This window comes from Lysinibacillus capsici (assembly GCF_003367505.1).
GTDB classification, from domain to species: Bacteria; Bacillota; Bacilli; order Bacillales_A; family Planococcaceae; genus Lysinibacillus; species Lysinibacillus capsici.
Window position 1 is genome coordinate 58,058 of record NZ_PXXX01000014.1, and the last position, 18,513, is coordinate 76,570.

18 protein-coding genes and 1 other annotated feature are annotated in these 18,513 nt (G+C 36.2%); of the genes, 9 read left to right on the plus strand and 9 right to left on the minus strand.

Annotation, left to right across the window (positions count from 1 at the left end; translation table 11 throughout):
- Positions 1-154: 154 nt before the first annotated feature.
- The 5 genes from C7B89_RS13140 (at position 155) to C7B89_RS13155 (ending at position 3,735) form a co-directional block, all read left to right on the plus strand.
- Positions 155-451 (plus strand): AraC family ligand binding domain-containing protein, encoded by a 297-nt coding sequence (locus tag C7B89_RS13140; RefSeq protein WP_115673869.1) that lies wholly within the window; start codon positions 155-157, stop codon positions 449-451.
- A gap of 318 nt (positions 452-769) precedes the next feature.
- Positions 770-901 (plus strand): hypothetical protein, encoded by a 132-nt coding sequence (locus C7B89_RS23435; RefSeq protein WP_255349861.1) that lies wholly within the window; start codon positions 770-772, stop codon positions 899-901.
- An 83-nt stretch (positions 902-984) separates the two neighbouring features.
- Positions 985-1,413 carry a helical membrane plugin domain-containing protein gene (locus C7B89_RS13145; RefSeq protein ID WP_004227758.1) on the plus strand — a complete coding sequence of 143 codons (429 nt, stop codon included), beginning with the start codon at positions 985-987 and terminating at the stop codon, positions 1,411-1,413.
- A 45-nt stretch (positions 1,414-1,458) separates the two neighbouring features.
- Entirely contained in the window at positions 1,459-2,643 is a 1,185-nt protein-coding gene (locus C7B89_RS13150; protein ID WP_004227760.1) for an NAD(P)/FAD-dependent oxidoreductase, read from the plus strand.
- A 132-nt stretch (positions 2,644-2,775) separates the two neighbouring features.
- Positions 2,776-3,735 carry a methyl-accepting chemotaxis protein gene (locus C7B89_RS13155; protein WP_244205662.1) on the plus strand — a complete coding sequence of 320 codons (960 nt, stop codon included), beginning with the start codon at positions 2,776-2,778 and terminating at the stop codon, positions 3,733-3,735.
- Between the two features lie 95 nt (positions 3,736-3,830).
- Here the strand turns inward: C7B89_RS13155 and C7B89_RS13160 are convergent, their stop codons facing one another.
- Both C7B89_RS13160 and C7B89_RS13165 read right to left on the minus strand, forming a co-directional pair.
- Positions 3,831-5,327 (minus strand): alanine/glycine:cation symporter family protein, encoded by a 1,497-nt coding sequence (locus C7B89_RS13160; RefSeq protein WP_115673871.1) that lies wholly within the window; start codon positions 5,325-5,327, stop codon positions 3,831-3,833.
- Positions 5,328-5,427: 100 nt separating this feature from the next.
- Entirely contained in the window at positions 5,428-7,032 is a 1,605-nt protein-coding gene (locus tag C7B89_RS13165; RefSeq protein ID WP_115673872.1) for a M20/M25/M40 family metallo-hydrolase, read from the minus strand.
- 436 nt (positions 7,033-7,468) lie between these two features.
- On the opposite strand from C7B89_RS13165, the gene C7B89_RS13170 reads away from it, so the two are divergent.
- Entirely contained in the window at positions 7,469-8,197 is a 729-nt protein-coding gene (locus C7B89_RS13170; protein WP_115673873.1) for an IclR family transcriptional regulator, read from the plus strand.
- Between the two features lie 80 nt (positions 8,198-8,277).
- On the opposite strand, the gene C7B89_RS13175 is transcribed toward C7B89_RS13170, so the two are convergent.
- Together C7B89_RS13175 and C7B89_RS13180 are read right to left on the minus strand one after the other, a co-directional pair.
- Entirely contained in the window at positions 8,278-9,522 is a 1,245-nt protein-coding gene (locus C7B89_RS13175; protein ID WP_115673874.1) for an MFS transporter, read from the minus strand.
- Between the two features lie 66 nt (positions 9,523-9,588).
- Positions 9,589-9,853: a binding site (T-box leader), on the minus strand.
- A 52-nt stretch (positions 9,854-9,905) separates the two neighbouring features.
- Positions 9,906-10,529: an alpha/beta hydrolase gene (locus C7B89_RS13180; RefSeq protein WP_048393179.1), complete on the minus strand. Its 624-nt coding sequence runs from the start codon at positions 10,527-10,529 to the stop codon at positions 9,906-9,908.
- 64 nt (positions 10,530-10,593) lie between these two features.
- On the opposite strand from C7B89_RS13180, the gene C7B89_RS13185 reads away from it, so the two are divergent.
- Positions 10,594-11,562 (plus strand): quinone oxidoreductase family protein, encoded by a 969-nt coding sequence (locus C7B89_RS13185; RefSeq protein ID WP_115673875.1) that lies wholly within the window; start codon positions 10,594-10,596, stop codon positions 11,560-11,562.
- A 47-nt stretch (positions 11,563-11,609) separates the two neighbouring features.
- Here C7B89_RS13185 and C7B89_RS13190 read toward each other — a convergent pair whose 3' ends face one another.
- A complete protein-coding gene (locus tag C7B89_RS13190; RefSeq protein ID WP_009373716.1) occupies positions 11,610-12,416 on the minus strand; it encodes an EcsC family protein in 807 nt (268 codons plus the stop codon).
- 105 nt (positions 12,417-12,521) lie between these two features.
- On the minus strand, positions 12,522-13,883 hold the full coding sequence (gene pdxR / locus C7B89_RS13195; RefSeq protein WP_115673876.1) for a MocR-like pyridoxine biosynthesis transcription factor PdxR: 1,362 nt from the start codon (positions 13,881-13,883) through the stop codon (positions 12,522-12,524).
- Positions 13,884-13,981: 98 nt separating this feature from the next.
- Between pdxR and C7B89_RS13200 the strand changes: the two genes are divergently transcribed.
- Both C7B89_RS13200 and ldmS read left to right on the plus strand, forming a co-directional pair.
- Positions 13,982-14,569, plus strand: a complete 588-nt coding sequence (locus C7B89_RS13200) for a GNAT family N-acetyltransferase (RefSeq protein ID WP_066038404.1) — start codon at positions 13,982-13,984, stop codon at positions 14,567-14,569.
- Positions 14,570-14,684: 115 nt separating this feature from the next.
- The gene (ldmS, locus tag C7B89_RS13205) at positions 14,685-15,857 is read left to right on the plus strand and encodes an L-aspartate--L-methionine ligase LdmS (RefSeq protein ID WP_115673877.1); all 1,173 of its coding nucleotides are present in this window, start codon (positions 14,685-14,687) and stop codon (positions 15,855-15,857) included.
- Here the strand turns inward: ldmS and C7B89_RS13210 are convergent.
- From C7B89_RS13210 to C7B89_RS13220, 3 genes are all read right to left on the minus strand, one after another.
- Complete coding sequence (locus C7B89_RS13210; protein WP_036078002.1) at positions 15,854-16,561, minus strand: ABC transporter permease; 708 nt, start codon at positions 16,559-16,561, stop codon at positions 15,854-15,856. The genes ldmS and C7B89_RS13210 overlap by 4 nt on opposite strands.
- A complete protein-coding gene (locus C7B89_RS13215) occupies positions 16,558-17,406 on the minus strand; it encodes an ABC transporter ATP-binding protein (protein WP_115673878.1) in 849 nt (282 codons plus the stop codon). Before C7B89_RS13215 ends, C7B89_RS13210 begins: the two co-directional genes overlap by 4 nt.
- 145 nt (positions 17,407-17,551) lie before the next feature.
- On the minus strand, positions 17,552-18,508 hold the full coding sequence (locus C7B89_RS13220) for a LytTR family transcriptional regulator DNA-binding domain-containing protein (protein WP_115673879.1): 957 nt from the start codon (positions 18,506-18,508) through the stop codon (positions 17,552-17,554).
- Positions 18,509-18,513: the final 5 nt, after the last annotated feature.

Sequence of the window (18,513 nt, forward strand, 5' to 3'; positions counted from 1 at the left end):
TCATTCATTTGGGATACTTCTTTTTTAGTGATGTAAGTCACAGACAATCAGAGTGATTCTTCATTATAGTGGGGGTGTGGCCTAAAAAGTAGTGGAACATCGTAAATCAAAAGAACCTATAATAGCATAAAAACAGTGTAATGGAGGAATGACAATGACAATTATACCAATCCAAGCAATGCTAGAAGAAAAGACAAAACATATTGGTAAATTAGGGAGTATCGCTGGTGCAGATATTTTGAACATTCAATTGCGTGCAGGTGAAAAAATTCCTGGGCATCGTGCGGACAATGAAGTGCTAATTATTGTTCAATTTGGTGAAGTTCGCTTTATTGTTGAAGGTGTGGAAGAAATTTTAACACAAGATACAATTTTAACTTTAAAACCATCTGAAAAGCACAGCTTAGAAGCAGTTACAGACGTTCGTGTTATTGTCATTAAATTAAAATAAAAAAAGCTCCTATATTCTAAAATCTACTTTGTTAGCCAAGAGGGATACATTTCTATTGACACTAACAAAAAAGATATAGCGTCCTTATTGAATATTACTAGAGAAACCTAAAGCTGTCGTTTATCTGCTTTCCAAAGAGAAGGGGATATAGAGATGACAGGAAAAGGAATTATCAAAAAAAAAATTATGATGCGTTGGAAAATTTATTATAGCAAGACAGTTAATAGTTGATGAAATCAATGAATTTTGAAAAGATTGTCGAAATTGTGATATAGCTCATTGAAATAATGTACAAACAGTCTTATAATGAAGGTTGTAATGTCACCAAGACAAGATAAGGATGGTATTATGATGCGCTTTTTGCGATTTAAAGTAAACATTGTAATAACAAGTCATACGAATCGCTATCCAGCCCTTGTGACTGGTGATTGTGTAAGATATACGCTGTAACGACTGTTAAGTTTTACCTTAATGGTCTTTTTTACATGTAAGCAATAAAAAATAGTACTAGTGATGGCAAAGGAGAGTTCAAAATGTCAGAAACGAATAACCAAACACAGGCTGAACAAGTAACTGTGAGTAAAGAGCAATTAGATGTACTAGATCAATTATTAAAGCCTGAAGTTCAAGAATCACTAACAACTTTAGTTGAGCAATTACCAAAGTTAACTGAAATGATGACATTATTAACGAAATCATATGAGTTTGCTCAAGCTGTTGCAACAGACGAAGTGCTTAAAAACGATACTGTTGGAGCGGTAACAGAAATCGCTGGTCCTGTAGTGGGCTCTGCGAAAAACCTTGCAGCAACTGCAATTGAAGCGAAAGACCGTGCATCTGAAAGCCATGAAGTAATTGGTTTATTCGGTCTTGTGAAAATGTTAAAAGACCCTCAAGTTCAAAATGTTTTCCGTTTTGTTAATGCTTTCTTACAAGTAAGCTCAGAACGCAAAGCCAAATAAGACTCAAGGTAAATTCAATTCGTAAGGACGGAGGATTAATTAATCATGTCAAAAGAAATCGTCATCTTAGGTGCAGGTTACGCTGGCGTTTTAACTGCATTAACAGCACGTAAGTATCTATCAGCTGATGAAGCTAAAATTACTGTAGTAAACCAATTCCCAACACACCAAATTATCACTGAGCTTCACCGTTTAGCTGGTGGTACAATTGCAGAAGGTGCTGTTGCATTACCACTTAAAAAAATCTTTAAAGGTTTAGATATCGACCTACACATTGCGAAAGTATCAAAATTTAATGTAGATACTAAAAAAGTTGATTTAGATAATGGTTATACATTAACTTATGACACACTTGTAGTATCTTTAGGTAGCCAAACTGGATTCTTTGGTATCCCAGGATTAGAAGAAAACTCTATGGTTCTGAAATCAGTAAATGATGCCAATAAAATCAACAAACATATTGAAGACCGCATTAAAGCATATGCACAATCTAAAGATGAAGCAGATGCAACAATCGTTATTGGTGGTGGCGGTTTAACAGGTGTTGAGCTTGTTGGTGAAATCGTGGACAACTTCCCGAAAATCGCTGCAAAACATGGTGTTAATTTTGCTGACCTTAAAATTAAACTTGTTGAAGCTGGTCCGAAAATCTTGCCAGTTCTTCCAGATACACTTATCCAACGCGCTACTGAAAGCTTAACTAAACGTGGCGTAGAATTTATTACAGGTACACCAGTAACAGGTGTTGACGGCAACGTTATTTCTTTAAAAGACCGTGAACCAATTGTTGCAAATACACTTGTTTGGACAGGTGGGGTAGCTCCACTTCCAATCGTAGGCGAATCAGGTCTAGCTGCTGATCGTGGAAAAGCAACTATTAATGAATTCTTACAATCTACGTCACACGAAGATGTCTTTGTTATTGGTGATGCATCTGTTGCACTACCAGCTGATGGAGGTCGTCCACTATACGCTCCAACAGCACAAGTTGCATGGCAAATGGGTGAATGTGCTGGTTATAATGTATTTGCACAATACAAAAACCAAGACATGAAAGCATTCTCAGCTGTAAACTCTGGCACACTTGCAAGCTTAGGTCGTAAAGATGCTGTTGCTACAATTGGTGCGAGCAACACAGAGCTTAAAGGCCTTCCTGCAACATTAATGAAAGAAGCTTCTAATATTCGTTACTTAACACATATTAAAGCTTTATTTGGTTTAGCCTATTAAAAAACAAAACACTCACTACTATCACGCTATGTCGTTGTTAGTAGTGAGTGTTTGTTTTTTTCTAAAGATGTATATTAATTACTTTAAATCCAGTAAAATAAATACATATTCAATATTCTATTTTCTGAGGTGATGGCTGTGTTAACAATGTTCCAAACAAAAAAAGTAGATATAGAGCAATTTAAGGCTAAAATTGATGAACTGAATGCAAAGCTGGATAAGAAAGATCATGAATTTCAAATTTTTTTAAATGAGTTACATAAGGAAATCATTGAAACTATTGAACAACATAACAAGGTAAATGACCAGCATACTATTTTAGGAGAAATGGTCGCAGATATTGTAGGAGAGTTTAATAAAGTTGAGGATAGCACAATTCACTCCAATAAAATTTCTGAAAATGCCCTAGATAAAGGCAATTTATTAATCTCTTCCTCGGATCAAATGATGACATTATCGGTTGAAAGCAAGCAGGCTGTTCAGGAAGTAGAGCATTTGATTGATGCGTTGGGAGAGCAGTCTCAAAAAACGTCTTTAAGCATGAGTAATTTAAGTGAGCGCTCAAAGCAAATAGCTGAAATTGTAAATGTAATTGGAGAAATATCAAATCAAACCAATTTACTAGCTTTGAATGCATCTATTGAGGCAGCAAGAGCAGGGGAGCATGGTAAAGGCTTTTCGGTTGTTGCCGAGGAAGTTCGCAAATTAGCTGAAAATACGAAAACAAGCACAGAAGATATTGCTAATTTAACAAAGAAAATCGAAGAACAAATTGGACTTGCTTACGAGGATAATAAAAATAACATGCAGCTAGTAACGGAAGGCATTGATAAAAGTGCTAAAACATCAGTAAAAATTGATCAATTACTGCACATTATGACAAATGTTCAAACGGGAATAAATGAGCTATTAGCTTCAATTAAAGATCAGAAGCTATCAAACGAAGATGTTATACATAAATTTAATAGGACGACAGCTTTATTTGATGAAACAAATCGCGTTCTAACAAGCCATATTGATGAATCAGAAATTGTAACAAAAAAATTATTAGAGGCAGTTGATCAAGTAAAGCATTTCCCAACTGAAAGATAGAGATTTTAACTTCATTCTATGGAAATTTAAAAAGCAAGAACCCTGCATAGCAGCAACTTTTCAACTTCTTAGTGACTACTACAGGGTTCATTTAATTATTTCAAGTCGCCAACTTTTTCTTTTAATGCGGCTAATTGATCTGGATAGTTTTTTTCAGTTATTTCATTCCACAATTCTGCATCTTTAATTCCACATCTTTCGGGAATAAAGACTGGGTCAAGCCCCAACTTCTTTTGCTCTTCATAATCTCTTAATGTAGCTATACCTGGCTTTGTTAATAAAATAATAGCAATTAGGTTTAACCATGCAAGTATACCTACACCAATATCAGCAAGATTCCAAGCAGTTGCTGAGGAACGAATCGTTCCAAAAAAGATAGAGATAACTAGTAGTACTTTTACGACAATAGCAATAGTAGCAAAGTTTTTATTGTTTCTAAATAAGTAAGCAACATTACTTTCCGTGTATACCCCAAAAGCAAGCATAGTAGTTATTGCAAAGAAAAATACTGCGATAGCAACAAAAGGACTTCCTAAACCAGGAATGAATGAGTTAATTGCTTCTTGTGCAAATGCAGTACCTGCTTCAACTCCTGGTAGATTCTCAACCAAAAATCCCCCATTAGGATGGGCAATATTGTAACTGCCTGTGGAGATGATCATAATGGCTGTAGCTGTACAAACAAGTAGTGTATCTACATAGACCGAGAATGCTTGGACAAGCCCTTGTTTAGCAGGATGAGATACTTCTGCGGTACCAGCTGCCTGTGCCCCAGTACCTTGACCTGCTTCATTTGAATAAGCCCCTCTTTTTACTCCCCACATAATTGCATTTCCAAAAACAGCACCAAATGCAGCATTTAAATTAAAGGCAGAGCTGAAAATTAAAGCAAATATTGCAGGTACATCTTTTATATTGATCAATAAAATAATGAATGCAAGAAGTATGTAAGCAGTTGCCATAAACGGTACAGCATATTCAGCAACTTTTCCAACCCTTTTAATACCACCAAAAATAGCAAATCCAAATATTGCAGAAACAATAATACCTGTAATTATTGGTGAAATCCCGAAGGCATTTTTTGTTGAATCAGCAATATTAAAGGCTTGAACACCTGAACCAGTGAAACCAGTTGCTATAATTGTAGCGATAGCAAATAATATAGCAAATGGCTTATTTTTTAACCCTTTCTCAATATAGTATGCTGGCCCTCCACGATACTCTCCTGCGATTTCTTGTTTCCAAACCTGGGCTAACGAGGACTCAATATAGGCAGCACCAGCTCCTAAAAAGGCTATGACCCACATCCAAAAGATAGCCCCTGGTCCTCCAAAATAAATTGCAGTAGCTACACCAGCTATATTCCCAATTCCGACACGTCCACCCAATGCCATTGCAAAGCTTTGAAAAGATGAAACGCCATTTGCCGAAGTTTTTCTATTAAATAATTGTTTAATCATATCTTTGAAGAGACGCAGCTGTGGAAACCTCATAATAAGCGAAAAGTAAACGCCAGCTCCTAAGCAAAGATAAACTAATGCGTTACTCCAGATAATCCCTGCTATTTTACCTGTTAAAGCGGCAAAATCCATATAACAACCTCTTTCTATTTTGTACTCTGTCATCTTAGATTATTAGGTAACAATTTAAATGAGAGGATATGAAAGCTATTTTGAATGAAGTTTCTTTTATTTAAAATAAACTTTTAATCAATGTATCAATCATAATAGGCATTTCTTTAAACGCACTATCCACATGCAATCGCTCTGTTTTTTGATGGGCATCCTTACCAAATGGACCGACATTTAAGACAGGACCTTGTAATGCCGCCATCTCTTTGAATGGAATATGATACGTATCGCCCCATACAGGTGTGTTCCGTTCAAATGCTAGCCACTCATTGGATGCATCTGAATAATTGACATAGCTTAAATCACAAATTCCGTTAAAGTAGTGGATCTGCTCCACCTCAATATCAAATGTTTGAGCTGTTTGCTTCATTAATTCAATCGACTGTTTCACTAATGGATGGTTGGATGAATTAATGGCTGGATAGTAAGGCGGTGCATATAACAGAACTGTGGCAGGTGCTAATTCCTGACAGCGAATCATGAGCTGATCCACAATACGAATGGATTTTTCACGATCATCCCATGCAGGATGCTGCTGAACCTGGTGCTTAATCGCTTGTACTTCCTCAGCTCCTAACTTATGGATCGCATGCTCCAATAATGCCTCGTAGCGTAAGACCTTTACCATGCCCACACCCTGAACATTTTCGCGTGTACAAATGTCCTGATAGTGCGCATTGCAAGCAGCCATTGCCTGTAACGCAACTTCCTCAAAAATAGCCATCACCTCAGCCGCTGTACGTTTTAACAAAAAGACATTGTAAAGTGCCGCCGCACGGTATGGTGTTTGTGTAGAATACTCCATTTTTAAATCTTTTAATTGTAGAGAGACGGGTAATGGTGTGCTTTCGCCTAAATCTGTTTCACGGAAAAGGGGATTCCACTCCATATGCTGTGTCATATAGGAAGCGATAAAGGGAGCCGTCATCCCTTTTAATGGCTCGCCAACATGTGTCTCTTTTCCATAGAACAAAGCAGCAGGCATGATTTTACCAATTGTACCTGAATAAATATATTCATTCGTATCCGAAGGCCCTTGTGAAAACGATGGCTCACTATTTAAAAATAATTTATAGGTTAAGCCATGCTGTTCCCGCAGTCTCACCAGTTCCACAACAGCCGCTCTCATACCAGCAGAGTTGACTTCCTCATCAGGAACCGTTGTTAAAATTAAATTAATCGGCCATTGCTCAAAGCTTGCCTTTTCAATCAACTGCATGTGTAAGGCAAGACCCATTTTCATATCCATTGTGCCGCGTCCAAATAAATAATTCCCAGACGCCAAATCAATGCGAGCTGCCTCTGGTAAATCTTTTAGGTATTTAGGTTCCATTAGCTTTTTCGTTAGTTCTTCTGGAGAAAAGGCTAACGGCTCTAGTTCACCATATTCCTCCGTATGCACGGTATCGAAGTGACTGATTAACACAACGGTTTCAGTTGCGGTTTGATGCTTATAGAAGGCTGTCACTGCATTTCTGCCAAGTCCTGCATCATGTAATTCAATCAAGTCTGGGTGCTTCTCAAAATATGGAAGCGTTAACAATTTATCTTTTAGTCGAAAGGCAAATTTATTTTCACCCTCCGTTAATGTTCGGCTTTCCCAGCTCACAAGTTCACATAATAGGGCACGTAGTTTTTCGGGTGTATCCCACATAAAAGTATTCATGATTTTTTCTCCTTTTATAGAAAAATTTTTTATTTTTAAGATGATATAAATAAATAATTAGTAGAGAAATACATATTTTTACCGTTATATATTTTTCACTATATGAAATTAAATCTACATAGTGGAATATAAATTCATCGTAAATGCAAAACAACAAATTGTCAATTTGAATTTTTGTGAATACTCGTAATTTTCTGCGCTAATTGAGTGGAACTATGTATATATTTCATGTAGCATCTATTTATATGCATAAAAATTAGTTAAAATAAAATGAAACTACATTTAAAAGCAGGGCTACATGTAAAAAATTGAAGGTACATAAAAATTTGATAATTTGCATGAATTTTAATTTCATAATGATCCTAGTAAAAGCTAAATGGATCTATAAAAACCTTAAGATAGTGATCATATGGGGAAATGAAAGGGAGTAATTGTAATGATTCAATCAATCGAAAGAGCAATGTTAGTTATAAATATACTGGCGAAGCATCCGAAGCGTTTTTTTACTGTGCAAGAAATTTTTAATGAAACAGACTTGCCTACTAGCACAATTTACAGATTATTATATACATTAGAAAGTTTTGATTTAGTAGAGAGAAATGAGAATAAAAAAGAATTTCGATTGGGGTATACATGGCTGCAACTAGGCATGAAAATGTATCATGAGACGGATATTAGAGAAAAAGCGCATCCTCTATTAGAAAACCTTGCATATGATGTTCGAGAAACAATCTATTTAAGTATTGCTAAACAGTTTGCATCCATTATTATTGATCGAATTGATAGTCCTAAAAATGTCCGTATTATTGATATGATTGGTGAAAAAATTCCATATCCTATAGGAGCTCCAAATAAAGTATTACTTGCGTTTTCTAAAAGCGATGTACAGCAACAATTTTTCCAACAACTTGAGGAGCCTGAGAAAGAAAAATTGATAGAGAGCCTCAATGATGTAAGAGAAAAAGGCTTTGCCATAAGCGTTGGAGAAAAAACAAAGGGGACAGTATCCATAGCAGCACCTATATTTGATTCAAATAAACAAATAATTGCAGCCATTAGTGCAGAGTGCTTTGAATATGATACAGATGCTGAAAAATTAGAAAGTATAACACAGGAAGTCCTTAAAACTGCACAGCAGCTATCCTTTGAATTAGGGTATATATAAGATTGCTTATTACGATAAAAACCATCTGATGTCAGTAATTAGTAGACATTAGATGGTTAATTTTTATATGAAAAGTGAGATTACTGTTGCTTGCTACTTATCAACCTTTTATAATAGTGGCTTTTCGAAGGTTTTATATTTAGCCATAGTAGAATGACAGCTACAAATGCCATCATAAAGGATGCACTAATGACAACTGAGCGTATAGTAATCCATTCAGCGAAAATCCCAAAAATAGTAGTAAAAATAATAATAAAAAGTGCTTCAAAAAATCCATAAATACTTCCTATACGACCCATGCTCTCAGAGGGAATATTATTTTGATAAAATGTATAAAATCCTGTATTCGCAAAGGCAGTTGCAAAGGATAATACAAAGCAACCTATAGCAGCTATAAGAAAGGAAAAGGATGAGGTAAATATTAAATAGCCCAGTGCTGTTACGAGAGACCCCATACCTATTAACCAAGAAGTTGGTATTTTTTCAACAATAACAGAGTTGGTTAGCGAGCCAAATAAAACACCTACCCCTGCGATACTGACTAAAATCCCATATTCTCCTTCCGATAAAGCTAATATCTGTGTTGCAAAGGCAGCCTCCAAAGAATCAGTAGCTGTCATCAAGATGATGATAGCACTAAACAACAAATAGACTACCATAACATAGGAATTTTTTAAGCTAAAGCGTATGACCATTTGCCAATCCTGAAGCAATACTCGAAAAAGGGATGCTTTTTCTGTACGATTCATAAATTTTTCAAGGGCTTCAATGTTCGGCATTTTGAACGTTATACAGGCTGATAGAAATAAAGCAATCGCGTTTAAATATATGGCCATATAGGGTGTTCCGACTGTGAACAAGAAACCTGCGATTGCTGGCCCAGTTAGAAATGCACCAGAGTCGAGTAAGCTGCGTAATGCATTAAAACGTTTCCTTTGTTCGACAGGAATTAACTTAGTGATATAAGTCATAGATGTAGGCTGATACATAGAGCTAGCTACTGTAATGAGAAAAACAAGGACATACATCCACAAAAGGCTTGAAAAGCAGGGGAGTATGACAATGAGTATAGATTGAACCATATTTAGAAAAATCATTAGCTTTTTCTTATTAAAACGATCGATTAGGCTTCCTGACCAAAAATTAGTGAACAAGGAAGAGATCGCTCTTACAATATACAATCCAGAGACAGCCAGAGCAGATTCTGTGAGGTTTAACACAACTAAATTTAAGGCGATAAAATAAATCCATTCGCCAACACTTGAAACACCAATACTACATAATAGGATGGCAGGATAACGCCAGCTTTCTAAAGCTTTTCTCATATAAATTCCTCCTTAAGCAAAGTGACGATTTGCAAAATAAAAAACCCCACCTCCAAGACGATTAGTCTTAGGGACGAGGTTGTAGAATTTATATACTCACGTGGTGCCACCCTAGTTCACTATTATGTCACCATAATAGCCTTTTCAGTACGGCATAGAGCCTATGCTTATACTGTAACTCTATAACGGGAGTTCCCGTCGCACCATCATTCAAACAAAATCCAATGCGCTACTCCGAGGCTTGTTTCAATAATTCGTTCTTACTCGTTTTCAGCAATCCGAGCTCTCTGGGAAGAACAGCCTTATTTACTCTTCTCTTCAATGTATTTTTGCTAGTGTAGCATATGTACACGATTTTGGTAAATAGTACTATAAAAATATTACTAATTATTTTGTAGGAAGATTTTTAATTGTGTTATTAGCGATTGGCAGTGCTGTATGGATAAAACAGCATTCAAAGGAATTTCAAGTGAATGATTAAGGTCCTCAAAAACAGCAAGCTGAAGGGTAGCAAGTTGCGCTAGCTTCTCCTGTGAATAATGAGGGTCCGCTGTACCAATTGCCAAAAATGCATGTTTGTCTAATAGATTTGTCATTGTATGTTGAAGAGAAAGTAATGGGGTGAAAAGTACATAACGAGCAGGAATAGAAGGAGTCTGCTGCATATAATAATCGACAATAGGCATAGTACCTAAAGATTTTCCTAGATAAACGACTTCTCTATAAGGCTTTGATTGCAAGCTATTTTCTACAATAGGGTTGGCAACACGATAGACCATTTTTGATATGGCTTGGGAGTCCTGTTCGAATTGCTGTTGCTCAAATGTATAATTGATTTGGACGACATCATAGCCAAGTTCTAACAGTAATGCTGTAGAATAATAAAGTATAGGTTTATCATAGGTATAGCCCGTGCCAGAGAGCATAAAACATACCTTATCGCTTGTTCCATCAAAAAAATTGTAGGATATACCATTGTACATGGCGTGCTTAGGTTTGATTTTCATGAATATTCCTCCATCATTTCTATATATAGTATATAATTTTACCATAGCAAGGAGGGAGAAATTTATGAAGGCTATTATTATCAATGAATTTGGTACATCGGATGTTTTAACTTTTATTGATTGTCCAAAACCGACTATTTCTGAGGGTGAAGTCTTAATAAGGACAACCCATACAAGCGTAAATTTTGCAGATATTAAAAATCGCACAGGTAATAAAGCTAAAGCAAATTTTCCGATGGTTCTTGGTTTAGATGTTGCAGGGGTAATTGAAGAAGTTTTTAATGATAGCAGTGGTTTTCAAAAGGGTGACCAAGTTATCGCATTCCCGAAAAACGGTGCTTATGCAGAATTTGTAGTAGCAAAGGAACAACTAGTTTTTAAAATTCCTAGTCGGGTACCAATCGAGAAGGTAGCAGCTGTACCGACAGTTTTATTTTTATCATATATGTTAACACATCAAATAGCGGCCATTGGTCAGCAGGATGCCGTCTTAATTCATGCTGCTTCTGGTGGGGTAGGGACAATGCTTGTCCAAATGGCCAAAAGGCTCGGAGCTAAACAGATTATAGGTACGGTGAGTAATTTAGAAAAAGCCCCAATTGTTTATGAGCTTGGTGCGGATCATGTACTTACATATGATCAATTTAGTACAAATGTCAATGAACTTACAAAGGGTCAGGGTGTTGATATTGTGTACGATTCTATTGCAGGAGCTATCACCGAGGAGAGTTTAACTTGTTTAGCGCCTTATGGCACTCTTGTCCAATTCGGGAATAGTGGAGGAAGAGCAGGAAATATAAAAACAGCAGATTTACACAATAGCTGCCGCAATATAAAAGGATTTAGCTTAGGTACGACAAGAGCTTTGAAGCCAGAACTGTTACAACAGGTGGCGCAGGATATTTTCTCTTTAGTAAACGAAGACAGTTTTCAGGTGCCAATTGCTAAAATATTTGCCTTAGAGGAAATGAAAAAGGCTCATGAATTTATGGAAAGTCGTCAGCACCAAGGAAAAATACTTATTAAAATATAAAGCACAAAAAAGATGACACCCATATTTGGAGTGTCATCTTTTGTCGATCAACAATCTAGTTCAGTAAGTTTTTCATAAATACGTCTTTTACGATAAAGCATAATACCAGTTTCGGCTACATCCTGAATCATGCCTTTATTAGCATAGGCTCCAAAAACCATCCCTGCAATAGGGATCATTTGAAACAGCTTTTTCCAGCCTAGCTGATCACGATATGTGTAAAATACCTCCTGCCATCCTTGAAGCTGAGAAATCATGTTATCTGAAGCCTTTTTTGAGCTATTCATAGTAGAAAGCTCCTGTAAGATTGCTTCTTTACCAACAATATCAGCAGAGGTAAATTGTAGACATTTTACAATAAAAATACGTTCCATTTTATCGTTCGGATCATAGCCATGAATAATTGCTATTTCTTGCAAAGTTTTTAGTGCAGTCCCTAAAATCATTGGAATATCAATAGCTAAAGTAAAGATGCCTCCAAAGCCAGTAGAGGCTCCTTGTACAGTAGCAAATTTCACACGTTCATTTTGTAATTTGTCACTGAGGGAGATCATGTCCTCTAAAGGAATCTGACCAATATCAGATATAGTTATAATATGCTGAGTGGAAGAATGGTCACGAATTTTTTGTATCATGGCTTGTTCATTGATTAAATACTTTCCACCGGACTGAATATAATTGCCTAGTTCATCTACCAATAAAGCAATTTTATTTTGGAGAAAGGCAGGTGTCATTTTATCTAATAATTTAAATGGTATTCTCCCTAATTTCTCCCAAAACCATAAATCTTTTTGATCTTTTTCCCACACTTGAATCTCTTGTAAATGCTGCTCTAATAACTCTCGATTCTCCATTATTGTCTTATCCCCTTATGTGTCCATTTAACTTTAAATACGAAAAAAACTATATAAAGTTTCGCTTTATTTAAATGAGATTTCGACAAACTAATGAATCACATGCTATTGCCAAACGGACGCCAGGAGTGCAATTCCTTCATTTATTTGCTGAAGCGTCAGTCCACCATACCCTATAATGATCATGGTTTCATTTGTTCCATTCTGATAGGAGGTAGAGCATGGATAGACTTGAACCCCTACCTCTTGAGCAAGCTGGATCGCGCTACTTTCGGTGAGATGTTGTGGTAGCTTGATGACTATATGAAGTCCGGATTTTTCACCGATTACTTGAAATTCATTTGAAAAATTTGAAGAGATGGCGGTCAATAATGCTTGTTGTTTTTTACGATAGATTGTTCGCATTTTTGCCAAATGCTTATCGAATAGACCTTGTGCAAGAAAGTCTGCTAAGACAAGTTGGTCTACTTTGGAGACAACCGATTTTTGCTCAGAATGAAAAGTCATAAACGGCACTACTAAAGACTTTGGAAGGATCATATAACTAATGCGTAAGGATGGAAGCAATGTTTTCGAAAATGTTCCGAAATAAATTACACGCTGAAGCTGATCCATTTTTGCTAAAGACGGGATTGGTAGCCCCTTATAACGAAATTCGGAATCATAATCATCTTCAATAATAAGCCCCGCGTTCGAGTTAGCCCATTGTAACAATGCCACTCTTCTTTCTATGGTCATAATCATGCCTAATGGAAATTGATGAGCAGGTGTTGTGTATAACATGTGAATTGGTGTTGCAGGGAGTGTAACCCCTGAATAGTCCACAGGAATCGCCTCTGTGGACAATCCACATTGCTGTAAAACGGCACGCACTCTTTTAAATCCTGGCTCCTCTAACCCAACGCGTATCGCAGACCCAAGAAAATGACAAAGAGCCTGAAGCTGGCTTTGTGTACCACTGTATATAAATACCTGTGAAGCATCACAGCTAACCCCACGAGAACGCTCTACATAGCGGGCAATCTCTGTGCGTAAAGTTGTCTCTCCCTCCCAAGGGCTTGTTGATAAGTTGTTACTATTAAAATGCTTTTTTATAAGCTTGTGCCAAGCAGCATAGGGAAAAGCCTCGTTATCCACATGTCCATTTGTAAAATCAAATTGTATATTGTTAGGGATATTGTTACTTGGAACAGATACATGCCGGGGTACTTGCTGTAGCCAATCAAATTCAAAGGGCGCAATAAAATAACCAGAACGCTCTTTACTATAAATATAGCCTTCTGCAAGTAACTGCTCATAGGCTTCCTTTATCGTGTGTACACTCAAATTCAATGTTAGGGCGAGAGCTCGTTTAGAAGGCAGTTGTTCATGAGCAAGTAATTTTTTAGTAATAATCTTATGCTTTATTTCTTCATAGATTTGAATGTATTTCGCTAGATTGCCTGTAAATATAATGGAGAGCTCCAGATAATTTCCTCCTCCTCTGGTATGGTTGATTTTTTAGTAATTGGTTATATATATCATATCAATTTTACCGTTAAATAAGTAAAAAGGAGTGAAGTGTAATGGAATTTATAACATTAGAAAATGAAGTGGTTAAACTAAAGCCTTTAGAATTGAGCGATTTACCAGGAATTTTAGAGACAGGAAGTTATCCAGAAATTTGGTCACATATGTCCACAACCATAGAAAAAAAGGAAGATGTGAATAAATTTGTGGAAAACGCATTAAAGGCAAAAAACGAAAAAACAGAATTTCCATTTGTGATTGTGGATAAACAATCAGGGGACATTATCGGGTCTACACGTTTTATGGATATTGATGACAAGCATCAGCGATTAGAAATTGGCTATACATGGCTAACACCCGCATACTGGCGTACAGCTATTAATACTAATTGTAAGTATTTGCTATTACGATACTCTTTTGAGCATCTTCATTTACAACGTGTACAAATAAAAACGGATCATGAAAATATTCGTTCTCAACAGGCAATTGAGCGAATTGGTGCTACAAAAGAGGGAATATTGCGTAACCATATGATTCGCAAAGATGGGACAACTAGGCATACCGTTATGTATAGCATTACAATAGAAGAATGGCCACAGGTGAAAAAGCATTTAGAAAGTCTATTAGTGCAATTGGGATGTTAATAGGTATTAAAAGGGATTTATATAACCCGTAAAACCCTTTTTTCTTATAAAAAGTGTCAAAAAATAAAGGGGAGGGTAGAGTAGAGTACCGAAAAATTGAAAGAGGGTAATCTACTTGAAACCTAAATACACGTTAAGACAAATTTATGGTGATAATGCTGTGTATACACCCAGAACACCGTATAGCGATAATCCGTGGATGATGGATGATCCTCATAAGCTAGATGCTTTAACCTCAAGAGAAGTTGCTATTGCTGATATCCCCGTGCTAGTACATCGAGCAACACAAACAGAAAAGGCGCAAGAGCTTCATCAATTAGCAGGATTACCATGGGTAGAACAGCCTTATAGTTATGAGACTCAAGAGGAATATCTGGCACAGATCCAAACATGGTGTAAGGAAGGGAAGACCATTGTATGTCAATATATACATGACCTGGAGCATATGGATCGTCAATGTTATTGGATGGATGCGGAGAAATTTAATGAGTTGAATACAAAAGCTTATATTGATCATTTAATCGATAGTAAATATGTGCCAAGTCGTCTAAATGTGGAGACGTATAGACTTTCAGATGCCATTAAAAATTGGCAGCCCCCTGTAGTATTAAAGCCTGGTGATGATTCGCCAACCTCGGGAGGATATGGCGTTACCATTTGTCATAATAAAGATGAATTGACGGAAGGTTTACGACAATTTCGCATGACAGGAACTGAAAGTATAATTATTGAGGAGCTTTTACAGACAAAGGACAACTATAGCTGTCAATTTGTTTACTCAGAGGAGCTAGGGATTCAATACTTAGGAGCTTCCCAGCAAATTACGGATGATAACGGCATTTACGAAGGGAATATCATTGTAGAGAAAGTACCCGAAAAAGTAATTGAAGTAGGAAAGCATATTATGGAACGTGGCGTTGAGGAAGGCTTTGTCGGTGTGGCAGGCTTTGATTTAATTGTCACGGAAGCTGGTGATGTTCAAGCAATAGACTTAAATTTCCGCCAAAATGGTTCAACCTCAATGCTGATGTTTCATGATGCTTTAGGAAAGCCCATCAATAAATTTAGCTCCTATTCATCACAAAGCCCACAACAGAATGATCATTTCTATCAAACAATTAAGAAATATATAGAAAAGGGTATGTTATTTCCTTTATCTTTCTATGATGGTGATTATTTTGAGGAGTCCGTCCCTTCAAGATTTGTCGGTGTATGGTATGCAGATACGTTAGAGGAAATTGAAAAACGGGAGAAGGAATTATTAACTGAAGAAAAGAATGGTCTTTAATCGACCATTCTTTTTTTATAGATAATTGCTGCGAAAATCCAAGAAAGAAGAGACCATACAATTATCGTAATCATAGGAATAAGAACATCTGCCATAGAATACTTACCTTCTAACGCCTCTGCTAAAAGTAATAACTGTGAGCTTGGTAGCCATTCAGCTAATTTTAAGATTGGGTATGCCGAAGATAGAGCTAAGGCCAGAGGTCCAAATGAGAAGATAACCATTACAGGCAACACAATAATAGATGCTTCCATAATAGATTTAGCAAATAAACCGCATATTGTACCTAGAGCAATATAAAACACAGCAGAAAGCAATAATGCAATTGCTAAGATAAAAAGGTTTGCAGGTTCATAGCCAACTAGAAAAATAGCCATTGTTACAGATACAATTGTAACAATTAGAACAAACAGGCTTTTACCAATTAAAATATCTCCAAGTGAGGCAGGGGAGAGCATAAGACTGCGAAGAGTGTTTTTTTCCTTTTCTTCTGCAATTAAACTACATTGTACGTAAGTAGTCACTATGGAAAATGTCATGTTAATTGGTAGAAAATACATGCTAATAGTATTTGCACCTAATCGATTATATAAAAACGCCATTATAAGTGGTAGTAATACCATAGTTGATACGGCATAGTTCCGTGAGAATTCCTTATAATCCTTCATCAATATAGCTTGAATACGTGTCATTGAAATATTCATACTAAATCACTCCCTGTTATTTGCATAAAAATGTCACCTAGTGTTGGCTCGTTTGTATAGATACGTGTAACTTGATCGGATTGCATCCATTGAAATAACTTCTCTGCATCTTGAGAACCATTTTCTATAATTTCCTGTTCACCATTTTTAAGCTCTACTGTAATAGTGTCAGATCCAAATTCTTTTTTTAGATCTTTTGGAGCGCCGATTGCTCGGATTTTCCCTTTATGCAGGAAAGCAACACGATCACAAAGTATTTCTGCTTCGCTCATATCATGTGTTGTTAAAAAAATTGTTGTACCCATAGCATTTAATTTTCGTAAGCCATTATATATATGTTGGGTATTTACTGGGTCCAAAGCAGAAGTAGGCTCATCTAAAAATAATAATTCGGGCTTGTGCATAATTGCACGAGCAAGTGTAACACGTTGAATCATTCCTTTGGAAAGCTGACTGATCTTCTTTTTACGTTCTGTATATAAATTGACAAAGTCCAAAGCTTCTTTTACAGCAGATGGAGATAGCTGATATAAGTTACTATAAAGTATTAAATTTTCTTCAATTGATAGTCTCGTATACAAGCCACTATTATCTGTTAAAATACCAAAACGTTTACGATTTTGACTTTGCTTCATTTCAGATGCATGCTGCCCAAATAATAGAACATTACCAGCCGATTTATCTGTTTGTGCGGTTAATATTTTAATAGTAGTAGTTTTACCAGAACCACTTGGGCCAAGAAAGCCGAATATTTCCCCTTTTTTAATGGTAAAGGAAACATCCTGTAATGCTGTTTCATTATTAAAAGTTTTTTTCAAATGTTGCACATCAATCACTGCGTTCATGTGTAACCTCCTGTTTGTTGTTGATGTCTACACTATAAACAACAAGGGTAAGGCTCACAGTAAAAATCATGTGAAAGGCAGAAAAAGGACCTTTAATGGAATTTTATTAAAGGTGACAGGAGTCGATTATTTCCTGGGAAATCTACTAAATTCCGAGTATTTCCTTTAAAGTTGCCAATTTATTTTTCGACAGTGGAACAACTGTCTTTTCTGTACTGTTGAGTGCTAAGCTATAGCTATTGCGTGTCCAAGTAATAATCTCTCGAACCTTTTGTAGGTTCACAATATAAGAACGATGGCTTCTAAAAAAGCCGAATGGTGTCAATTTTTGCTCTAACTCATTTAGCGATAGAGTACATGGATAAGCTTCACCTGCTACATAAATAGATACTTCTCCTTCAACACTTTCAATATAATCAATTTCGGGTGGATTAAATAAAATAATCTTTTCATTTTTCTTTGTTGGGATTTTATCTAGTCGAATTGGTGCATCTTCAAGAGGCTTTGGAGCTTGCTCAAGGCTACCCTCTTTTACGTCTAAAGGATGTAAGTCTGCCCCATCTAATCGATGTATAGTTGTACTTGCAACCATTAAGTCTTCTAGATTATTTGATAACAAAATGATAATTTTATGCTCTTTTGTGAGATTTTTTAATAACTGTTGGATAGTTTGCTTTGAAAATTCATCTATATTTTGAAAGGGTTCTTCTAAAATTTGAATAGATGCCGGATGTAGGTACATATTCAATAGTTTTAATCGCTGTTTTTCACTATTAGAAAGCTTACTAATTCTATTGTTTTTTTGTTCAGTAAGTTTAAAAAGCTTCAATATGTTCTCTGTTTCATTAGTTGGGCGGTTAAAAAGCTTTAAAATGAACTGGATATACTCGCGCGCTGTGAGTCGCTCATATAACGAGCTTTCACGAAAAGAAGTATACGTATCATCTCTTTTCATAAACCATTGCATTAATGTATGTATTTTGGAAACATCTGTATAGATGCCTATAATCGTGCCAGGTTGTAAAGAAAGATGGAAGCTTGGATAAATAACATTGCCTGCTTCAATATATGGATCAACCTGAATATCAATATTTTGTTCCACGTTTA